The sequence below is a fragment of the Brevibacillus nigriterrae genome (genome assembly GCF_049846925.1).
Taxonomy (GTDB): domain Bacteria; phylum Bacillota; class Bacilli; order Brevibacillales; family Brevibacillaceae; genus Brevibacillus_H.
In genome coordinates this window covers 175809-193857 of sequence record NZ_JBNCMT010000002.1, presented here as the reverse complement: position 1 = coordinate 193857, position 18049 = coordinate 175809, and the positions used below count along the sequence as shown (strand labels likewise).

At 44.3% G+C, this 18049-nt stretch carries 16 protein-coding genes; 11 read left to right on the top strand and 5 right to left on the bottom strand.

Features of this window, described 5'->3' with window-relative positions; translation table 11 throughout:
* Positions 1–24: 24 nt before the first annotated feature.
* From ACPW7N_RS02660 to ACPW7N_RS02650, 3 genes are all read left to right on the top strand, one after another.
* Positions 25–1539, top strand: coding sequence for a sugar ABC transporter ATP-binding protein (locus tag ACPW7N_RS02660; protein WP_425649453.1), 1515 nt, complete (start codon positions 25–27; stop codon positions 1537–1539).
* A 17-nt stretch (positions 1540–1556) separates the two neighbouring features.
* Complete coding sequence (gene mglC / locus ACPW7N_RS02655) at positions 1557–2570, top strand: galactose/methyl galactoside ABC transporter permease MglC (RefSeq protein WP_425649452.1); 1014 nt, start codon at positions 1557–1559, stop codon at positions 2568–2570.
* A 203-nt stretch (positions 2571–2773) separates the two neighbouring features.
* Positions 2774–4498, top strand: a complete 1725-nt coding sequence (locus ACPW7N_RS02650) for a methyl-accepting chemotaxis protein (RefSeq protein ID WP_425649451.1) — start codon at positions 2774–2776, stop codon at positions 4496–4498.
* A gap of 22 nt (positions 4499–4520) precedes the next feature.
* On the opposite strand, the gene ACPW7N_RS02645 is transcribed toward ACPW7N_RS02650, so the two are convergent.
* On the bottom strand, positions 4521–4676 hold the full coding sequence (locus ACPW7N_RS02645; RefSeq protein ID WP_425649450.1) for a hypothetical protein: 156 nt from the start codon (positions 4674–4676) through the stop codon (positions 4521–4523).
* A 331-nt stretch (positions 4677–5007) separates the two neighbouring features.
* Here ACPW7N_RS02645 and ACPW7N_RS02640 point away from each other — a divergent pair, with 331 nt between their 5' ends.
* Positions 5008–5760 carry a class I SAM-dependent methyltransferase gene (locus ACPW7N_RS02640; RefSeq protein WP_425649449.1) on the top strand — a complete coding sequence of 251 codons (753 nt, stop codon included), beginning with the start codon at positions 5008–5010 and terminating at the stop codon, positions 5758–5760.
* A gap of 94 nt (positions 5761–5854) precedes the next feature.
* Here the strand turns inward: ACPW7N_RS02640 and ACPW7N_RS02635 are convergent, their stop codons facing one another.
* Complete coding sequence (locus ACPW7N_RS02635) at positions 5855–7552, bottom strand: phospho-sugar mutase (protein ID WP_425649448.1); 1698 nt, start codon at positions 7550–7552, stop codon at positions 5855–5857.
* A 170-nt stretch (positions 7553–7722) separates the two neighbouring features.
* Here ACPW7N_RS02635 and galT point away from each other — a divergent pair, with 170 nt between their 5' ends.
* The 6 genes from galT (at position 7723) to ACPW7N_RS02605 (ending at position 14110) form a co-directional block, all read left to right on the top strand.
* Positions 7723–8709 (top strand): galactose-1-phosphate uridylyltransferase, encoded by a 987-nt coding sequence (gene galT, locus ACPW7N_RS02630; RefSeq protein WP_425649447.1) that lies wholly within the window; start codon positions 7723–7725, stop codon positions 8707–8709.
* Positions 8706–9881: a galactokinase gene (locus ACPW7N_RS02625; protein ID WP_425649446.1), complete on the top strand. Its 1176-nt coding sequence runs from the start codon at positions 8706–8708 to the stop codon at positions 9879–9881. Before galT ends, ACPW7N_RS02625 begins: the two co-directional genes overlap by 4 nt.
* On the top strand, positions 9869–10855 hold the full coding sequence (gene galE / locus ACPW7N_RS02620; protein WP_425649445.1) for a UDP-glucose 4-epimerase GalE: 987 nt from the start codon (positions 9869–9871) through the stop codon (positions 10853–10855). The genes ACPW7N_RS02625 and galE overlap by 13 nt, the downstream gene beginning before the upstream one ends.
* 27 nt (positions 10856–10882) lie before the next feature.
* Complete coding sequence (locus tag ACPW7N_RS02615; RefSeq protein WP_425649444.1) at positions 10883–11998, top strand: M24 family metallopeptidase; 1116 nt, start codon at positions 10883–10885, stop codon at positions 11996–11998.
* A 53-nt stretch (positions 11999–12051) separates the two neighbouring features.
* Positions 12052–13281, top strand: coding sequence for an ROK family transcriptional regulator (locus tag ACPW7N_RS02610; RefSeq protein ID WP_425649443.1), 1230 nt, complete (start codon positions 12052–12054; stop codon positions 13279–13281).
* 154 nt (positions 13282–13435) lie between these two features.
* Positions 13436–14110 (top strand): GNAT family N-acetyltransferase, encoded by a 675-nt coding sequence (locus ACPW7N_RS02605; protein WP_425649442.1) that lies wholly within the window; start codon positions 13436–13438, stop codon positions 14108–14110.
* A gap of 116 nt (positions 14111–14226) precedes the next feature.
* Here the strand turns inward: ACPW7N_RS02605 and ACPW7N_RS02600 are convergent, their stop codons facing one another.
* The 3 genes from ACPW7N_RS02600 to ACPW7N_RS02590 form a co-directional block, all read right to left on the bottom strand.
* Entirely contained in the window at positions 14227–14631 is a 405-nt protein-coding gene (locus ACPW7N_RS02600; RefSeq protein WP_425649441.1) for a DoxX family protein, read from the bottom strand.
* Positions 14632–14705: 74 nt separating this feature from the next.
* Positions 14706–15554 (bottom strand): M56 family metallopeptidase, encoded by an 849-nt coding sequence (locus ACPW7N_RS02595; RefSeq protein WP_425649440.1) that lies wholly within the window; start codon positions 15552–15554, stop codon positions 14706–14708.
* Positions 15555–15558: 4 nt separating this feature from the next.
* Complete coding sequence (locus ACPW7N_RS02590; protein ID WP_425649439.1) at positions 15559–15978, bottom strand: BlaI/MecI/CopY family transcriptional regulator; 420 nt, start codon at positions 15976–15978, stop codon at positions 15559–15561.
* A 235-nt stretch (positions 15979–16213) separates the two neighbouring features.
* On the opposite strand from ACPW7N_RS02590, the gene ACPW7N_RS02585 reads away from it, so the two are divergent.
* Positions 16214–17863 carry a peptide ABC transporter substrate-binding protein gene (locus tag ACPW7N_RS02585; protein ID WP_425649438.1) on the top strand — a complete coding sequence of 550 codons (1650 nt, stop codon included), beginning with the start codon at positions 16214–16216 and terminating at the stop codon, positions 17861–17863.
* The last annotated feature ends 186 nt before the right edge of the window (positions 17864–18049 follow it).

The following is an 18049-nucleotide window of genomic DNA, read 5'->3' as shown; positions in this document are numbered from 1 at the left end:
TCGAAGTGCAGGAGGCGTTTTGAAATGACAGATACTGTTTTTTTACTTGAAATGAACAATATCTCCAAAGAGTTTCCCGGCGTAAAAGCACTGGATGACGTTACGTTGAAAGTGCGCCCAGGTACGGTTCATGCACTAATGGGTGAAAATGGTGCAGGTAAATCTACGCTGATGAAATGCCTGTTCGGAATTTACAAACAGGATGCTGGCGAAATTATTTTGAACGGAAAAAAGGTCGATATCAACAATTCCAGTGACGCACTGGCAAATGGCGTCTCGATGATCCACCAGGAGCTTCATCCCGTACCACACCGTAATGTAATGGAAAACATTTGGCTGGGTCGTTTTCCCCAGAAGAATTTTGGAATTATTAAATTGGTTGACGAGAAAAAAATGTTTGCCGATACCAAACAGCTTTTCCAGGATCTAAACATGGATCTTCACCCGAAACAAATTGTAGGAAGTTTATCCGTATCGAAAATTCAATCGATTGAAATTGCGAAAGCCGTTTCCTATCACTCCAAAGTAATCGTCATGGACGAGCCGACGTCATCTTTGACCGGCAATGAAGTTGAACAACTGTTTACAATCATCAATGAATTGAAGAGCCGCGGTGTAGCCATTATTTATATATCTCACAAGATGGAAGAAATCCTTCGTATCTCTGATGATGTTACGATCATGCGTGACGGAAAGAAGATCGGGACTTGGGGCTCATCCGAGTTGACCACTGACCTGATCATTTCCCGCATGGTAGGACGTGACCTGACCCAGCGTTTCCCTGAAAGAAGCAATGTACCAAGTGATGTCATTCTCAAGGTTGAGAATCTGACATCTCCCAATCGCTCCTTCAAGGAAGTGTCCTTTGAATTGCGGAAAGGTGAAATCCTTGGTGTAGGCGGACTGGTGGGATCACAGCGCACAGAGCTGATCGAAGCGTTGTTTGGTCTCAGATCGATCAAAGAAGGTACGATTTCGATCAATGGCAAGCAGGTGAAAATCAAATCACCGATTGATGCCAAGAAACACAAAATCGCTCTTCTGACAGAAGAACGTCGTGTGACAGGTATTTTCCCCGTGCTTTCGATTCTGGAGAATACAGTTATCGCTAATCAAAATCGATATTTGAATGCAATCCGTCTGCTCAATGAAAAACGAAGACGGGAAGAGACAGAAAAGAGTATTGAAATGTTACGAGTCAAAACTCCTTCGGCAGCGACAGCAATCAAGAATCTCTCTGGTGGTAACCAGCAAAAGGTTTTGCTTGCCAGATGGCTGTTAACCGAGCCGGATATTTTACTACTGGATGAGCCAACTCGTGGAATAGATGTAGGTGCCAAGTATGAAATCTACTCGATTATTGCAGACCTCGCAAAGCAGGGGAAAAGCATCATCATGATTTCATCTGAAATGCCAGAGCTTCTGGGGATGTCAGATCGAATTATGGTGATGTCCGAAGGCCGTCTCGCAGGTGAAGTAGACGGAAAAAATGCAACAGAGGAAGAGATCATGCGCCTGGCTACCAAGTACTTGGCGTAATGAAGGAGGTTTCGAACGTGAATAACTCAAGAAGCATAGGAAATTTTGTATCACAGAATGCTATTTATATTGTACTGATCGTATTGATTGCAGGGATTGCCTTGTATGATAACACATTTCTGTCGATTACCTCGCTCCGTGACATCCTGCTTCAATCATCTACCCGTGCCATTATCGCACTGGGCGCAGCCTTTGTCCTGATTACGGGGGGTGTAGACCTTTCTACAGGCCGTGTTGTCGGTCTCACAGCCGTTTTGTCTGCATCTATGCTGCAAATGCAGGATTATCCAAGACGATTTTTTCCGGATCTCCCTGATTTACCAATTATCGTTCCTATTTTGCTTGCGATTCTTGCAGGTGTCATTGTCGGTTTGATCAACGGTCTGATTGTTGCCAAACTGAGCGTTCCTCCTTTTATTGCAACATTAGGTACGATGGTTATCGTGTATGGTGTGAACTCGATCTACTTTGACATGAAGCCGAATGAATCCCAACCAATCGGTGGGCTCCGTGAAGATTTCGGCCATCTGGGGACAGGATTCTTTGGGCCGAGTGGTCCCTATTCGGTACCGTATATCGTCGTCATCGCCATCGCTGTAGCAGCCCTCGTCTGGGTCATCTTCAACAAAACTACACTCGGCAAAAACATGTACGCCATTGGTGGAAACATCCAGGCAGCGACGGTATCTGGTATTAATGTCGGTCGCAACATTGTGTATATTTATGCGATTGCAGGCGCACTTTACGGCCTGGCGGGAGTTCTGGAAGCAGCGAGAACAGGCGGAGCAACCAATAACTACGGAAATATGTACGAGTTGGACGCCATTGCTGCCTGCGTAGTAGGTGGGGTATCCACAGCAGGTGGTATCGGCACCGTTCCTGGGGTTATGGCCGGGGTACTGATCTTTGGGGTTATCAACTACGGTCTGACGTTTATCGGGGTCAATCCTTACTGGCAGTTGATTATTAAAGGTTTGATCATTGTTGCAGCGGTTGCATTCGATATCCGTAAATACCTTGCGAAAAAATAATCTTAGACTAATTTAACAACCAATAATCGTAATTAACTCTTGTCTTGAGAAATCAAGGTAGGAGTTTTTTTGTTGCTTCATAAAGAATATTAAGAAATTGTTAAAATGTAAGGGCTGGGAGTTTAATCATAATGCAATAGTGGGAAAGAAAATAGCATACAAACTTATTAAAAATTATACATAGCAATTGAGGGGGCAAAAAAATGAAGCTATCCATCGGAAAAAAGCTAGCAATTAGTTTTTTTATTGTCATGCTATTTATGGGAATCGTAGGTTGGAACGGCATAAGTAAAATGAGCACAATCAACGAGAAAACAACTGAAATTGTAACCAGTTGGATGCCGGGGGTTGAAAGTATCAATAACATCAATTACTTAACAGAGCATGTGTTGGTTACCAATGTTAAGATGATCGTTGATCCGAACGAGGCCAATCTGCAAGCCTACCAACAACAAAACGAAAAAACACTGGAAATTATCGATAACGAATTTGCTAAATATGAGAAAACAATCTATTTGGAAGAAGATAGACGAAATTTCGATGAGCTGAAGAATTATTGGAATGAATACAAAAAAACCAATCGTGGATTCATTGATATATCAAGTGAAGTGGATATCATCAAAGGAGCAGGAGCAAATACAGAAAAACTTGCTACTCTGTTAAAAGAATCAGAGCGCCTGTTTCAAAAAATGCAGCAGCCGCTTAATTTTCTTGTAAAGCTGAATCATGATGGTGCTGTCAAAGCTGGAGAAGAATCAAAAGAAATCTATTCAAGCGGACAGCTAGTGACTATGATTATTTTTGGAGTTTCATTGATCCTATCTATTGTATTGGCAGTGGTAATTACACGAATGATTTCTCTCCCTGTCCAAAAAGTGTCGCATTCACTGGAGCAGTTATCTTCTGGCAACCTTGCCCTGGATGATCTGCACGTAAAGAATCGTGATGAGATTGGGGCGTTAGCTGCTTCTTTTAATCAAATGAAAACGAACCTTCGCCAACTGATCAGACAAGTAAGTGAAGGAGCGGAACAAGTAGCAGCTTCGTCAGAAGAATTGTTGGCAAGCACCGAAGAAGTAACTAGCGGAGCATCAGAAGTAGCCCAACATATTCAGGAATTAGCAAGCGGCTCCACAGCAGCAGCACAAACAAGCAACGATACTTCACGGGGCATGGAGGAAGCCGCTCTTGGAATTCAGCGTATTGCTGAATCCACCTCGTCCGTATCGGAAGCAGCGATTGAGACGACCAAAGAAGCTGATTCAGGTAATCGGGCCATTCACAGTGTGGTTGCACAAATGAATAAAATCAGTGAAACAGTGGGAATTGCAGCCAATTTAGTAAAAGACCTGGGGAAACAGTCAGAAGAAATTGGCAATATCACCAAAGTAATAACGGATATCACATCACAGACGAATTTGCTTGCATTGAACGCAGCTATCGAAGCGGCAAGAGCAGGCGAGCATGGAAGAGGATTTGCCGTAGTTGCTGATGAAGTAAGGAAATTGGCGGAGCAATCCAAAGAATCAGCGATTCAAATCACCAATCTGATTCAACAAATTCAAACAGGAACAGGTCAGGTTATTGAATCAATGGAAAGAGGGACAGAAGAAGTGAACACAGGGGTTTCACTGATTGAGGATGCAGGAGTGTCCTTCGGCAGAATTCTGTCGTCCATTCAACATGTGACATCTCAAATTCAGGAAATTTCGGCTGCCTCCGAAGAATTGTCTGCAAGTGTTCAGGAGGTTACCGCATCTGTGGAAGATGTTGCAGAAACTGCCAAACACGCTTCAGAGATTTCACAGTCAATTGCCGCTTCAACAGAGGAGCAGCTTGCTTCCATGGAAGAAATTAGTGGGGTTGCAGAATCACTCAGTAAAATGGCACAAGGCTTGAATGATGAGGTTAGAAAGTTTCAATTGTAGAGAAAAAGTGAAGACTGCCTTATCAGGCAGTCTTATTATCTGCATTTCGATCAGTTATGTAAGCGACGATGAAAAAGAGCAATACAAGTGTAAGTTCTACCCAATACGGCTCCATTTTTACATAAACTTTTTCCATTAAAATAAATAAGTGCTCAAAAAAGAATATCAATTTGTCCATGCTGACTCTCCTTTACGTCTTGTACTTCTTATAAGCTTAAACGATTTCCAAAAAATGTGTATCTGGCTATAGAAGGGTTGTTTCTCGGTCTCAGGTCTGAAATGAATAGAGGCAATGATAGTTATCGTAACACAATGTTCTTGATTAAGGAATTATTTACCTATATAGTAACATTGTTGTAAAGTTTTGTTTTAGCAAAGGAGTGGTTGGGATGTCGGTAAGAATGGAAGCAAATCACCTCAGCATGCAAGCGGGTAGGGGAAAACAATAAGGTTAACTAAGTTGTTCTCCTACTATCCAAAGAAAATGAATGGGATAAGGGGATACGACAATGAGCAAACATATATTTTGGGAAATTCACTCCAATCTGCCACGAGAGGGTCCAGGTACGAATGAAGCAACACGCAAAGCATTTGAGAGAGTTCAGGATCAGTTGCCAGCAAAACCTGCGATACTCGATGTAGGATGCGGCCCAGGAATGCAGACGATTGAACTAACTCGTTTGACAAAAGGATCGATAACTGCCGTTGATCAGCATGAGCCATTTTTGAACGAGGTAAGCAAGAGAGCAGATGAGGCTGGTGTGGCAGAGCGGGTTAAACCAATGAATGCTTCAATGTTCACACTGCCTTTCGAAGCCAATGAGTTTGATTTGATCTGGTCGGAAGGTGCGATTTACATTATCGGGTTTGAAAAAGGACTGATCGAGTGGCGACCTCTCTTGAAGTCCAATGGGTTCCTGATTGCTTCGGAACTGACATGGCTTACTGATGATGTTGGGAGGCCGGAAGAGATCGAGGCGTTCTGGTCTATGAACTATCCTGCGATGAAAACGATTCGTGAAAATCTGGAGATAATCCAAAATGCGGGTTATGAATTGGTAGATTCCTTTGTGCTAGAGGAAGCAGGTTGGTGGGGGTATTATCAACCGATTGAACAGCGGATCAGCGACCTGAGAGAAACGTATCGAGATCAGGCGGATGTCCTGAACAGTCTGGACGAACAACAATACGAAGTCACTATGTATCAAAAATACGGAAAACACTACGGGTACGTCTTTTATATCATGAGAAAAGTCGATTAGTTTTTTATGAAATGATATGATTGGAGACGACAAAAGGCTGACGAACAAAACCTCGTCAGCCTTTTTCTATGCGGTCCTGCCTGACTGGTGATTGTTAATTCCCCAACAACTCCAATACAGCTTCCTTCAATTTACTCACCTTTTGAACAGAAGCCTCACGGGATGTATCAACAACTCCGAAATACACCTTCATTTTTGGTTCCGTACCAGAAGGGCGGAACGCAAGCCAGCTTCCATCCTCCAACAATAATTTCACGACATCAGAAGAGGGGAGCCCTTCAATTCCGGGGAGATAATCTTTGGATTCTATTACAGCAATTCCGGCAATCTGCGAAGGAGTTGTTGTTCGGACAGCATTCATCATTTTTGATATTTTCTCAGCGCCTTCTCGTCCTTTTAATGTAAAGGACAACAGATCATCTGTGAAATATCCGTGTTCCTTGTACAGATCATTCAGTACATCAAGCAGAGATTTTTCCTTTTCTTTATAAAAAGCAGCCATTTCCGAGAGAAGGAGTCCTGCCTGGATGGCATCTTTATCACGGACAAAGTCACCGATTAAATAGCCATTGCTCTCTTCGTATCCAAACAGAAATGTGTGAGAGCCGGTTTGTTGAAAGTCTTCTATTTTCTCGGCAATATATTTGAATCCAGTAAGTGTCTCCTGCATGGTTACACCAAATGAGTCGGCAATGGCGCGTCCCAATTCAGAAGTGACGATGGTTTTTACTACAACTGCATTGCCTGGCAATGAACCAGTGGCTTTCTTTTGATCCAAAACATAATGAAGCAACAAAGCACCAATCTGGTTGCCGGAGATAATCCCATATTCTCCATTTATGGTTCGAACGGCCAAACCGAGACGGTCTGCATCGGGGTCCGTTGCCAGAATCAGTTCAGATGCATTGTCTTTGGCGTGATGGATAGCAAGTTGAAAGGCAATAGGCTCCTCCGGATTGGGGGAAGAGACCGTAGAGAAGTTCGGGTCGGGACTGGCTTGCGCTGCAACAAGCTGTGCTTGCACAAAGCCTGCATTTTGAAGGGCGTTCATTAATGGACGGTTTCCAGTTCCGTGTAAAGGAGTAAAGGTAATGTTTATATCCTTGGCAGCATGCAAGACAGAAGCATTCGTAGACAAAAGCGTACGAAGCTTGGCTTGATACGCTTCATCAATGTCAGTGCCAATCATTTCGAGAAATCCTTTTTGGATGGCTTCTTCAGCAGTAATTGCTGGCAAGGTGAGCTCGTCTTCGAGTGAGTTGATATACTGAGAAATTTCCTGGGCAATTTTCGTCGAAATTTGTCCGCCTTGTGGGTTATATACCTTGTATCCGTTGTATTCAGGAGGATTGTGGCTTGCTGTAATCACGATTCCGCCAGATGCACCAAGATGACGTACAGCAAAAGAGAGCATAGGTGTAGGGCGAAGTTCCTCAAAGAGATACACCATGATGCCATGATAGGCGAGACTTCCTGCCGCTTCCCTGGCGAAGTCTTCGGAGAAATGGCGGGAGTCATAGGCAATCACTACACTTTTTTGTGCAGAAGAGTCTCCCTGACGCAGGAGGAATTGAGCAAATCCATGTGTTGCACGACGAATGATATAGGTATTGATTCGATTCGTTCCGGCACCGATGATCCCACGTAGTCCTGCTGTGCCAAATTGAAGATAGCGGTAAAAGCGATCCTCGATTTCCTTTTCACTGGAAATGGATGACAGATCGTTGGCAAGGTACGAGGGGAGTCCTCGATGATTTTTCCAACGTTCATAGGGTACCGTGTAATCTGACATGGGTTTAGCCTCCTGACAAAAGTTCAAAGTATATAGATGAAACTGAAATTAACCATAAAAGAATTGCAAATGAAACACATACATACTAAGATAATAAGAAGTTAATTAATTAATTTAATTAAGTTATGGATAACGAGTTTTATTATACACAATAGATGGAGGAGATACAATTGGCCGAATTGCGTTATAACCCTCTTCTTGGCGACTGGACGATGGTTGCTTCCCATCGAGCACATCGCCCGACCATGCCAAAAGATTATTGTCCGTTTTGCCCAGGCTCAGGGAAAGTGCCGGACGAATACGACGTTCTCTGCTACAACAATGACTTTCCTGCTTTGATGCCGTCTCCGCCCGAGCCAGATCCTGTTGGCTCATCTCTTTACCGTACGGAAAAAGCGTATGGAAAATGCGAAGTCATCCTCTATTCTCCTGAACATACTGTCACACTGCCAGAGCTTCCTGCCCAGCATATTGAGAAGCTGGTCGCTCTTTGGACGGACCGTTTTGTCGAGCTGAGCAAGGAACCAAAACACAAATATATTCTCATTTTCGAAAACCGTGGAGAAGAATGCGGTGTGACAATGCCTCACCCACATGGACAAATCTACGCCTACTCACAAATGCCGTTGAAGATCAGAACCGAGTTGGAAAATTGCAAGAGGCACCATGCAGTGCACGGAACGTGTTTAATCTGTGACATGAACCGGGAAGAGAAGGCTTTCCAAGAGCGAGTAATTCATGAAAACGACGACTTCATTGCGTACATCCCATTCTTTACAGATTATCCGTACGGCCTGTTTATCGTAAGTAAAAGTCATAAAACAGCGTTGTCCGACTTCACGGAAAAAGAGAGACGCAGTTTGGCGGAAATGCTCAAAGACATGACTGGAGCCATGGACTGTCTATTTGACAAGCTGTTCCCGTATATGATGGTAATCCACCAACGGCCCGTAAACGATGAGAATGTAGATAACTACTATCACTTCCACATTGAGTTTTATACACCTCTTCGTGAAGCGAGTAAAATCAAATACTACGCTTCCTCCGAAATGGGGGCATGGGCAGCTTGCAACCCGCATGCGGTCGAGGAAACATCTGAGAAACTGCGTGAAGCGTATCAGCGCTATTTGCAAAAAGAAGGAAGGTCTCTGCGATGAAACAATTTCTCGAACGTTTTGGTGGTTCATCGGAATCGATTCGACTGTTTTTTGCACCGGGCCGAGTAAACCTGATTGGGGATCATACCGATTACAGCGGCGGATATGTATTACCTGCTGCATTGGATTTCGGTACATGGATGGCGATCCGCAAACGCCAGGACGATTGTCTTCGAATGGCTTCAACCTCATTTGCACACGTCGTTACCTGCGATACAAATCATCTCGAGTTTCGTGCAGAAGACGGGTGGGGGAACTATCCGAAGGGTGTTTTGTCCTTGTTAAAGCAGCGTGGAGTAGATTTTGGTGGATTTGATATCCTCTTTCACGGCAATATTCCGAATGGTGCAGGTCTCTCATCCTCTGCTTCCATCGAGATGGTCACTGCAATCGGGGTGTGTGCGCTTGCAAATGCAGAGCTTTCTATCATTGATTTGGTGAAGTTGACACAACAAGCAGAGAATCAGTACATGGGAGTCAACTGCGGTATTATGGATCAGTTCGCAGTAGGAATGGGGAAACAAGATCACGCCATGTTTTTACGTTGCAATACATTGGAGTATCGCTATGTGCCACTTACTCTCGGAGACTATCGACTCGTTGTCATCAATAGCAACAAGCGACGAGAACTGGCAGATTCCAAATACAATGAGCGAAGACAGGAATGTGAAGATGGATTTACCATCATTCAAAGCAAGCTGGCAGAAGCGAAAGACTTGGGTAGTGTGTCGGTCGATGAATGGGAAAAGGTTCGTGAGCTCATTAAAATTCCAACGATCAGCAACCGCCTGGAGCACGTCGTCTATGAAAACGATCGGGTTAAACAATCAACCGAGGCGCTAAAACAAGGTGATTTGATCAGATTCGGACAGTATATGGTTGCATCCCACCATTCGTTACGTCACTTTTATGAAGTCTCCTGCTTTGAGCTTGATACGTTGGTGGAAGAAGCGCTTCAAATGGAAGGCTGCATCGGTGCCAGAATGACAGGTGCAGGATTTGGTGGATGTACGGTTAACGTCGTGCACAAGGAGCGATTGGCTGAATTTGGAAACAGCGTAGCACAACAATACACACAAAAAACTGGCTTTACAGCCGATTTCTATGTATGCAACCTTGGGGAAGGTGCAAGAGAGATTGCAGTGGGGGAGGATAAAACATGGCCATTTTAGTTACAGGTGGAGCTGGGTTTATTGGCAGTCATACGGTTGCTGAATTTCTTTCGCACGGTGAAGAAGTAATCGTATTGGACAATCTCGCAACCGGGCACAAGCTGGCATCATTGGGGAATCACTTTTATCAGGGAAATATCCACGATACGGCACTGCTTGACCAGATCTTCACTTCTCATACCATTGAAGCAGTCATTCACTTCGCAGCAAGTTCGCTCGTTGGTGAAAGTGTGACTGAACCATTGAAATATTATCGCAACAATGTAGGAGCAGCAATCAACCTTCTGGAGACAATGAACCGTTATGGTGTAAAAAAAATCGTCTTCTCTTCAACGGCAGCGACTTACGGGGAGCCGAAACACATTCCGATCAAAGAGTCAGACCCGACCGAGCCGACCAGCCCGTATGGGGAAACCAAGCTGGCAATTGAACACATGCTGAATTGGTGCGACCAAGCGTATGGCATCAAGTCTGTCTCCCTTCGTTACTTTAATGCAGCAGGTGCTCATCCGAATGGGCAAATCGGAGAGGATCACCGTCCCGAGAGTCACCTGATCCCGATTATTTTGCAAGTCGCACTCGGGCAACGTGAGTATATTTCTGTCTTTGGTGATGATTATCCAACAAAGGATGGTACTTGTATTCGAGATTATGTCCATGTCATGGATTTGGCTAATGCCCACTACCTCGCCTTGAAGCGCCTGCGTGAAAAAGAAGAGAGCGGGATCTACAATTTGGGGAACGGGACAGGGTTTTCTGTGAATGAGGTCATAGAAGAGGTTCGACGAATTACTAAGCATCCGATTCCTGTTCGAATGGAAACAAGACGCGCAGGCGACCCGGCTGTTCTGATTGCCTCCCCTGAGAAGGCAAAGGCTGAATTAGGCTGGATTCCAGCTCAATCGGATCTCAACACCATCATTCAGAGTGCATGGGACTGGCATCGCACCCATCCCAACGGGTACGACAGTTAGGCAAATCTAGCGGACGGGGGTGTAAATATGACGAAGCAAGCTGTTTTTGATGAACGGATTAGAAAGCTGCGAGAATTGATGGACAAAAAGCAACTCGATGGCCTTTTGTTGCGTAAGCGCAGAAGCTTCTCCTGGTTGACAAGCGGACAATCCAATTATATCGTTCAAACGACAGAGCAAGGAGTTTCGGATTTCCTCATTTTTTCGGACCGGGTTATTTGCATCACCAATCAAATGGAGTCCGCCCGCATCAAGGAAGAAGAAATGAACGGGTTGGATGTGGAGTGGCTAACTACGGAGTGGCATGAGAGTGTGGAACCGGCGATTGTTGCTCGCTGCCAGAATAAAAGAATGGGAACAGATACCGTTCAAGCTTCTTCTTTTCTCCCGGATGTTTTGGTACTAGGGACCGAAATTGCTAAACTCTCTTATGTACTGAATGAAGATGAGCAGAATAAATATCGCTGGTTGTGTCAAGCGTCTGCCAGAGCGATTGAAGCTACTTGCCGTGAAATCCAGCCGGGTATGACTGAATTTCAAATTCAGGCGCTGCTTGCATCCAAAGTGATGGCACACGGAATCAACCCGCAGGTTTTGTTGGTTGCTACGGATGACAGAATTCTAAACTACCGCCACCCGATTCCAACAGCCAAGAAACTGGACAAATACGCCATGCTGGTTCTTTGCGGGGAGAAATTCGGGTTGGTCGCCAATGTGACCCGATTTGTTCACTTCGGACCACTCCCTGAGGAAATTCGGGTAAATAAAGCAAAACTGGCACAGATAGACGTGAGTATGAACGCAGCAACCAGACCAGGCAAGGCGATCTGTGAGGTGTTCAACACAGGGATTGAAAGCTACCGACAAATGGGGTTCCCGGATGACTGGCGCTATTTGCATCAGGGAGGGCCAACCGGCTACGCTTCTCGTGAATTCCTTGCTACTTCCGAGTCTCCTGGTGTTGTTCAGCTACATCAGGCATTTGCCTGGAATCCGGCGATTCGTGGAATCAAGTCAGAAGATACGATCCTGGTAGGCGAGCAGGCTAATGAATTCCTTACGTACACAGGTGAATGGGGGTATTTGCTTGTGGAACGAGATGGGGTAACATATAAACGACCAGATGTGCTGGTACTCTCCTAAGTTGGGGAGGAACTTGCCCCTGTTTTCATAGTACGTGAAAAAGGAAGAGACCAATGTCTAAATCAATGCAGACGGGAAGTTTTCAGTGGATGAAATCGCTGAACAAGTCGATCATCCTCAATATCATACGGCTACACGGACCGATTTCACGAGCAGAAATTGCCAAGCTGACTGAACTCACCCCACCAACGGTAACCAACATCGCGAATGAACTGTTGGAGGAAAACTGGATTTTGGAAAGCGAGCGGGGCGAATCTTCTGGCGGAAGGAAGCCCATCCTGCTGCGGCTGAATGCTGAAGCATTCCATGTAGTAGGAGTGTATGCTGGTGCGAAAAAGATACGAGCTGTAGCGGCGACTGTAGATGGCAGTATCATGGCAGAGCAAGAAGTGCTTGTCGGAAAGGGACCCACAGAAGCCGAATATCTGCGCATGCTCAAAGAATTGATTCGGCAAGTCATGCAGGATTCAAAAGCAGAGCAATCTTCCTTTTTGGGAATCGGCGTAGGCATGCATGGACTTGTCGATCCGATCCAGGGTATCTCGATTTTTGCTCCGAATATCCCATTGCGAAATGTGAAAATAAAAGAAGTGTTGGAGACGAAGTTTTCTCTTCCAGTAGAAGTAGATAATGACGTGAGGGCCTTGGCGCTGGGTGAGAGCTGGTTCGGTCAAGGGCAGGGTTTGAGCCACTTTGTCTGCGTTAACGTAGGAACAGGGATTGGAGCAGGAATCATACTCGACGGACGGTTGTATCAGGGAGCATCATTTACTGCTGGAGAGATCGGACATACAACCATTGATTTGCATGGACCCCAGTGTAGTTGCGGCAATACCGGCTGTCTGGAAGCATTGGCATCAGGACCTTCGATGGAAGCACGTGTTGAGCGAGCAATTGCAAGTGGAGAACAGAGCATTTTGCACAAGCCAGGCAGTGGTGCTGATCCAGTCAAGGTTACCGGAGAAGAGATCTTCCGTGCCGCGGTTGCAGGAGACCAACTGGCTATTCGTGTCATGGAAGAGACAGGTACGTACCTTGGTGTTGGGATTGCCAACCTGATCAATTCGTTCAACCCATCTTGCATCATACTCTCCGGGGGTGTCTTCAGAGCAAACGATTATGTGCTGGATTCGCTCAGACGAACCGTACAGGAGAGAGCATTGCAAACGCCAACGAATGCGCTTCAGATTGTTACCAGTGAACTGGGTAAAAATGCAATGGCTATCGGAGCGTTCACATTGCTTCTCGCCAAAATCTTTACTCCTGAAGGCGTAAGCAAATAGCATACAGTATCTTCAAAAGCCGACATCTCTTCACTGAGGATGTTGGTTTTTTCATATTTTTGTCTATGAATCTTGTGAAAAAATGTGATAGTATTACTTTTTGTGACAACCTTTCAATCAAGAAATTTTGATCGTTTCAAAGGAGATTGTGAGTATGGTTATTCAATTTGCTGAGGCCACAGTAGATAATCCTATCTTTGTGGAGGAAGCACTAGCTTTTTATGACGATACGTTTCCCCTTGAAGTTAGAGAACCGCACGAGATTTTTTGGGAGAGTCTGCGGTACGCAAAAAACAACTCAGCTAATAACTTCCACTTCCTCATTGGTTTGGAGGGAGAGCAAATTGTTTCTTTTGCGACAGGCCACTATATCAAAGAGGTCAATTCCGGTTTTATTGTATATATTGCGGCAACACCAACGAAAAGAAGCAAGGGTCTGGGAACAAAGACGTTGTACAAAATGGAGGAATTGCTGACAGAGGACGCCAAATCGGCTGGATTCCCATCCATACAGAGTATCGTCTTGGAGACTGAAAAGCAGGAAGTAGTCCAAACCCCGGAAGAGAAACAGGATTGTATCAAACGAAGCCGTTTTTTTGAACGGAATCGATATCGGAAATACGAGGAAATCGACTACTATCAGCCGCCATTGCATGATGGCGGTGAGCGTGTGCCGCTGAATTTCTATATCAAAAATTATGAAAATCAGCACCTTTCCAAAAAGGAAGTAAGTGCGATTATCAGAGCCATTTACAAAGAGAAATATTATAGTGTAAACGGGATCGACCAACGAATTCTGATGGATTGCATTTCACAGATGGGCGTATAGAAGAACTGCTAGATGCAGTTCTTTTTGTTTTGATAAGAAAAAGAAAGAGGGCAAGCCCTACAAGAAATGTAGTAACCCGCCCTACAAAGTACTAACAAACCTTAGCTGATAGTTAATTATGAATTGCTCACACTGCTTTTTTTCGTAAACAGACTGTCCAAAGCCATGAAACGTGCACCGCTCACTACGAGAGAAAGAGACATCGCCATCAAGGCAAGCTCAAATTCATACCCGCCTGAGAAGCCTTTACCAATTTTCACGGTACCAATGGCAACCAGCATGATGATTGCAAAAAGAGCAGAAAAAATACGTGTGCCAAGACCGAGGATCAAGGCAATACCGCCAACAACCTCAACACCAGCGACGAAATAAGCCATGAAACCAGGCAACCCGATTTTCCCGAAGAAGCCTACAACGTTTTCGATGCCGTTTCCGAATTTATCAAGCCCATGCACCAAAAAAGTAATTCCCAATACTACTCGAAGAAGCAAGTTTGCCGTATCGTTATTCCATTTCATCATTGTTTTCCTCCCTAGTTGATTGAATAAGATCTATTTTTTAAACTACACAGTGTAGTGTAATTTCCTAAAAAAAATTAAGACAAAGCCAAAATAAACGAAGTGAATAAAACTAAGAGTATTTTTATCGAGATCATCAATGATTTCAGTGGAAAATGCAATGGCAGGTCTGACTCGGGCTCTACTAACTGCTTGATTCGATAATTGATCGAGGTCTCAGCAAACGATACATGCGAAAAAGGCAGTGGGGTAGATTTCCCTCTCTTGATCATTTTGATCAGTGCACTTCCCAGATGTGTAGGTGTCTGCATTTGTTCAATCGAATATTTGTCTGCGAGTAACTCTCTGATGATTCTATAGTTTTGATGGAACGATTTCAGAATAGGAAGATACCACATTACAGAAGAAAACAGGTATAGCAGTAACGTTTTCAAAGGATCACTATGTTTTAAGTGGTACTTCTCATGGTAAATGACGGCTTTACTTTCATCTTCGTCTAATAATTCCAGCAGCCCTGTGGAAAGAACAATTCGTGTTTTCATGAATCCCATTGTAAATGCAAGTGGATCTGCATGGCGGATCACAAGAATATCCTGTTTGGAATGGCTGTATGCTTGATTCATTTGCTCGGTAACAGAACTGTCCTTTATGCCAACCATCTTTCGGTATGCTTGCCTCGATAATCGGATTTGTTTATAGATCCCCCAGACCATAAGAGAGAGCGTATAAAACACCAAAACGTTCAGGACATAACTCAGTGAATGTAGATCGTACTTTTTCACCCAACTATCGCAAATTTGAATCAGGTTGAAGTGTGGGTCTATCCCTACTAGTACATAGAGTGCATACATGATCATTTGGATTATGATCAAGCCTGCGATTAGAACACCCGAACCAAATAAAACCTTTGAACGATTTTCCCACATGGTTTTAACGTTCCTTTTCTTTTTTTAGGTCTTTGATTTTCATTTCCAGCTTTTCCAATAGCCCCATGTCCACTTCTTCCAAAGCATCGAGCATATGATTGACGACTAGCGGGCCAAATTCCTCCATGAGCTCATGCGTCAATTCCTTGGATTGTGTCTCGAGAAATTCATCTCTCGACAGGACGGGCCAGAAATGGGTAAGCCTTCCCTCTGTCTTTTTCTGCAAGATTCCCTTTTCAACCAACCGATTCATTACGGTCATCACCGTGTTGAAATTTACGCTTTTTTCTTGCTCCAGCTTTCCTTGCACGTCTTTGATCGTCTTCGGAGAGCTGTCCCACAAGATGTTCATGATCTTCGCTTCAAGCGGTCCAAAAAATCGGTTCAAACCACTTTCATGATATTTAAAGTTTTGTATTTTCATGTGTTGCCACCTCGCACACTACTGATTGTAGTGTTGGATGATATTCATGTCAAGCATGTTCCTGCACTTTCCAGCAGTTACAGGTGTTTACTTTCACTCAACAAAATTAATTTTTACACAAATTTTAATAATTAAACTATTCTAATAAATCATAATAAAACAATCTTAAAATTTGGTTTTTTCTAAAAATTCCAATGTATAGTATCCGTAGAGCCATAGAAAAGGGGGAATTAACATGAAAAAGAATATTTTTGTTTTGTTAACCTCGCTCCTTGTAACTGGTGCCGCTCTAGCCGGTTGCGGAAGCCCTACCAACACGACCCAGACACAGACGCCAAACAATCAGACACCAGCTACACAAACTCCAGCAACTAACGCAGGTTCCAAGACACTCAAGCTGAATCTGCACAGTGAACCGCCAACGGCTGACCCAGGTCTTGCAGAGGATACGACCTCGGGTGCAATCGTCCGTGCTACCTTTGACGGGTTGACCCGTACAGGTGACGATGGCAAGCCGCATGAGTCAGCAGCAGAAAAAGTAGATGTGTCGGCAGACCTGAAGACGTATACCTTTACACTTCGGGAAGGGAAGTGGAGCAACGGTGATCCTGTAACTGCTCATGATTTTGAGTATGCATGGAAACGTGCCCTTGATCCAAAGACGGCTTCCAACTATGCGTACCAGCTCTACTTTATCAAAGACGGTGAAAAGTTTAACAAAGGACAAGGGAAAAGTATTGATGATGTCGGGGTGAAAGCACTCGACGACAAGACACTACAAGTTCAATTGGAGAACCCGACTCCGTTTTTCCTTGAGTTGACGGCATTCTACACCTACTATCCGGTTAACCAAAAAGTTGTAACAGGCAATGCGAACTGGGCGGCTGAAGCCAAAACCCACGTTGGTAATGGTCCATTCAAGATGGTAGAGTGGGAGCATAAGAGCAAGCTGATTCTGGAGAAAAACGAGCACTATTGGGATAAAGATGCTGTAAAACTGGATCGGATTGAATTCTCCATGGTGGAAGATGAGAATACAGAACTCGCCATGTATGACAATGGGGAAATTGACTGGGCTGGATCTCCTTTGAGCAGTCTTCCTACGGATGCAATGCAAGCTTTGAAGGCTTCCGGAAAAATGACAACTGTTCCGATTTCCGGTACGTATATGTACAAATTTAATACAGAAAAGCCACCATTCAATAATGTGAAAATCCGCAAAGCGTTCGTATATGCACTGAATCGCCAAGCGATCATCGATAACGTAACACAGGCAAATCAACAGCCAGCCCTCGGCTTCATACCCGATTCCAACTCCGTAGGCAACAGCCCATTCTTCCAAGATAACGACGTCGAAAAAGCGAAGCAGTATCTCGCTGAAGGTATGAAAGAACTTGGAATCACAAGCCTGCCACCAATTTCCTTATCATTTAACACCTCTGAAGCTCATAAGAAAATTGCAGAATCCGTTCAAGACCAGTGGAAAAAAGCACTGGGTGTAGACGTGAAACTCGAAAACAAGGAATGGAAAGTATACATCGAAGATATGCATCAAGGAAACTTCCAAATTGGCCGAATGGGTTGGTTGGCTGACTACAATGACCCACTCACATTCCTTGACCTGTTTAAGGATAAAGATGGTGGAAACAACGATACCCGTTGGGAAAATCAAAAATATAAAGATGCTCTGAACAAATCGGCTACCGAAGCAGATCCAGAGAAGCGTAAAAAACTGCTTGCTGAAGCAGAACAAGTGCTGATGGAAGACATGCCAATCCTTCCGATTTACTACTACACCCAATCATGGGTGAAAAAGGACAGCGTAAAAGGCGTGATTGTAGATACCCAGGGCAACGTCGACTACAAATGGGCTTCTATGGAATAATTGAAAAAGGAAGAAACCGCTCAAATGAGCGGTTTCTTTAGTTTAACGAACCACCCATCAAGGTCGAGATTAATGTATCAGTATTTTCGATCGTAAGTTTCAATAGATTCAATTTTACGAATGGTAGTACCGCCAGTATACTCATAGTTATCTAGTTTTTTCCATTTCCATTATAGAAGGGGGCGG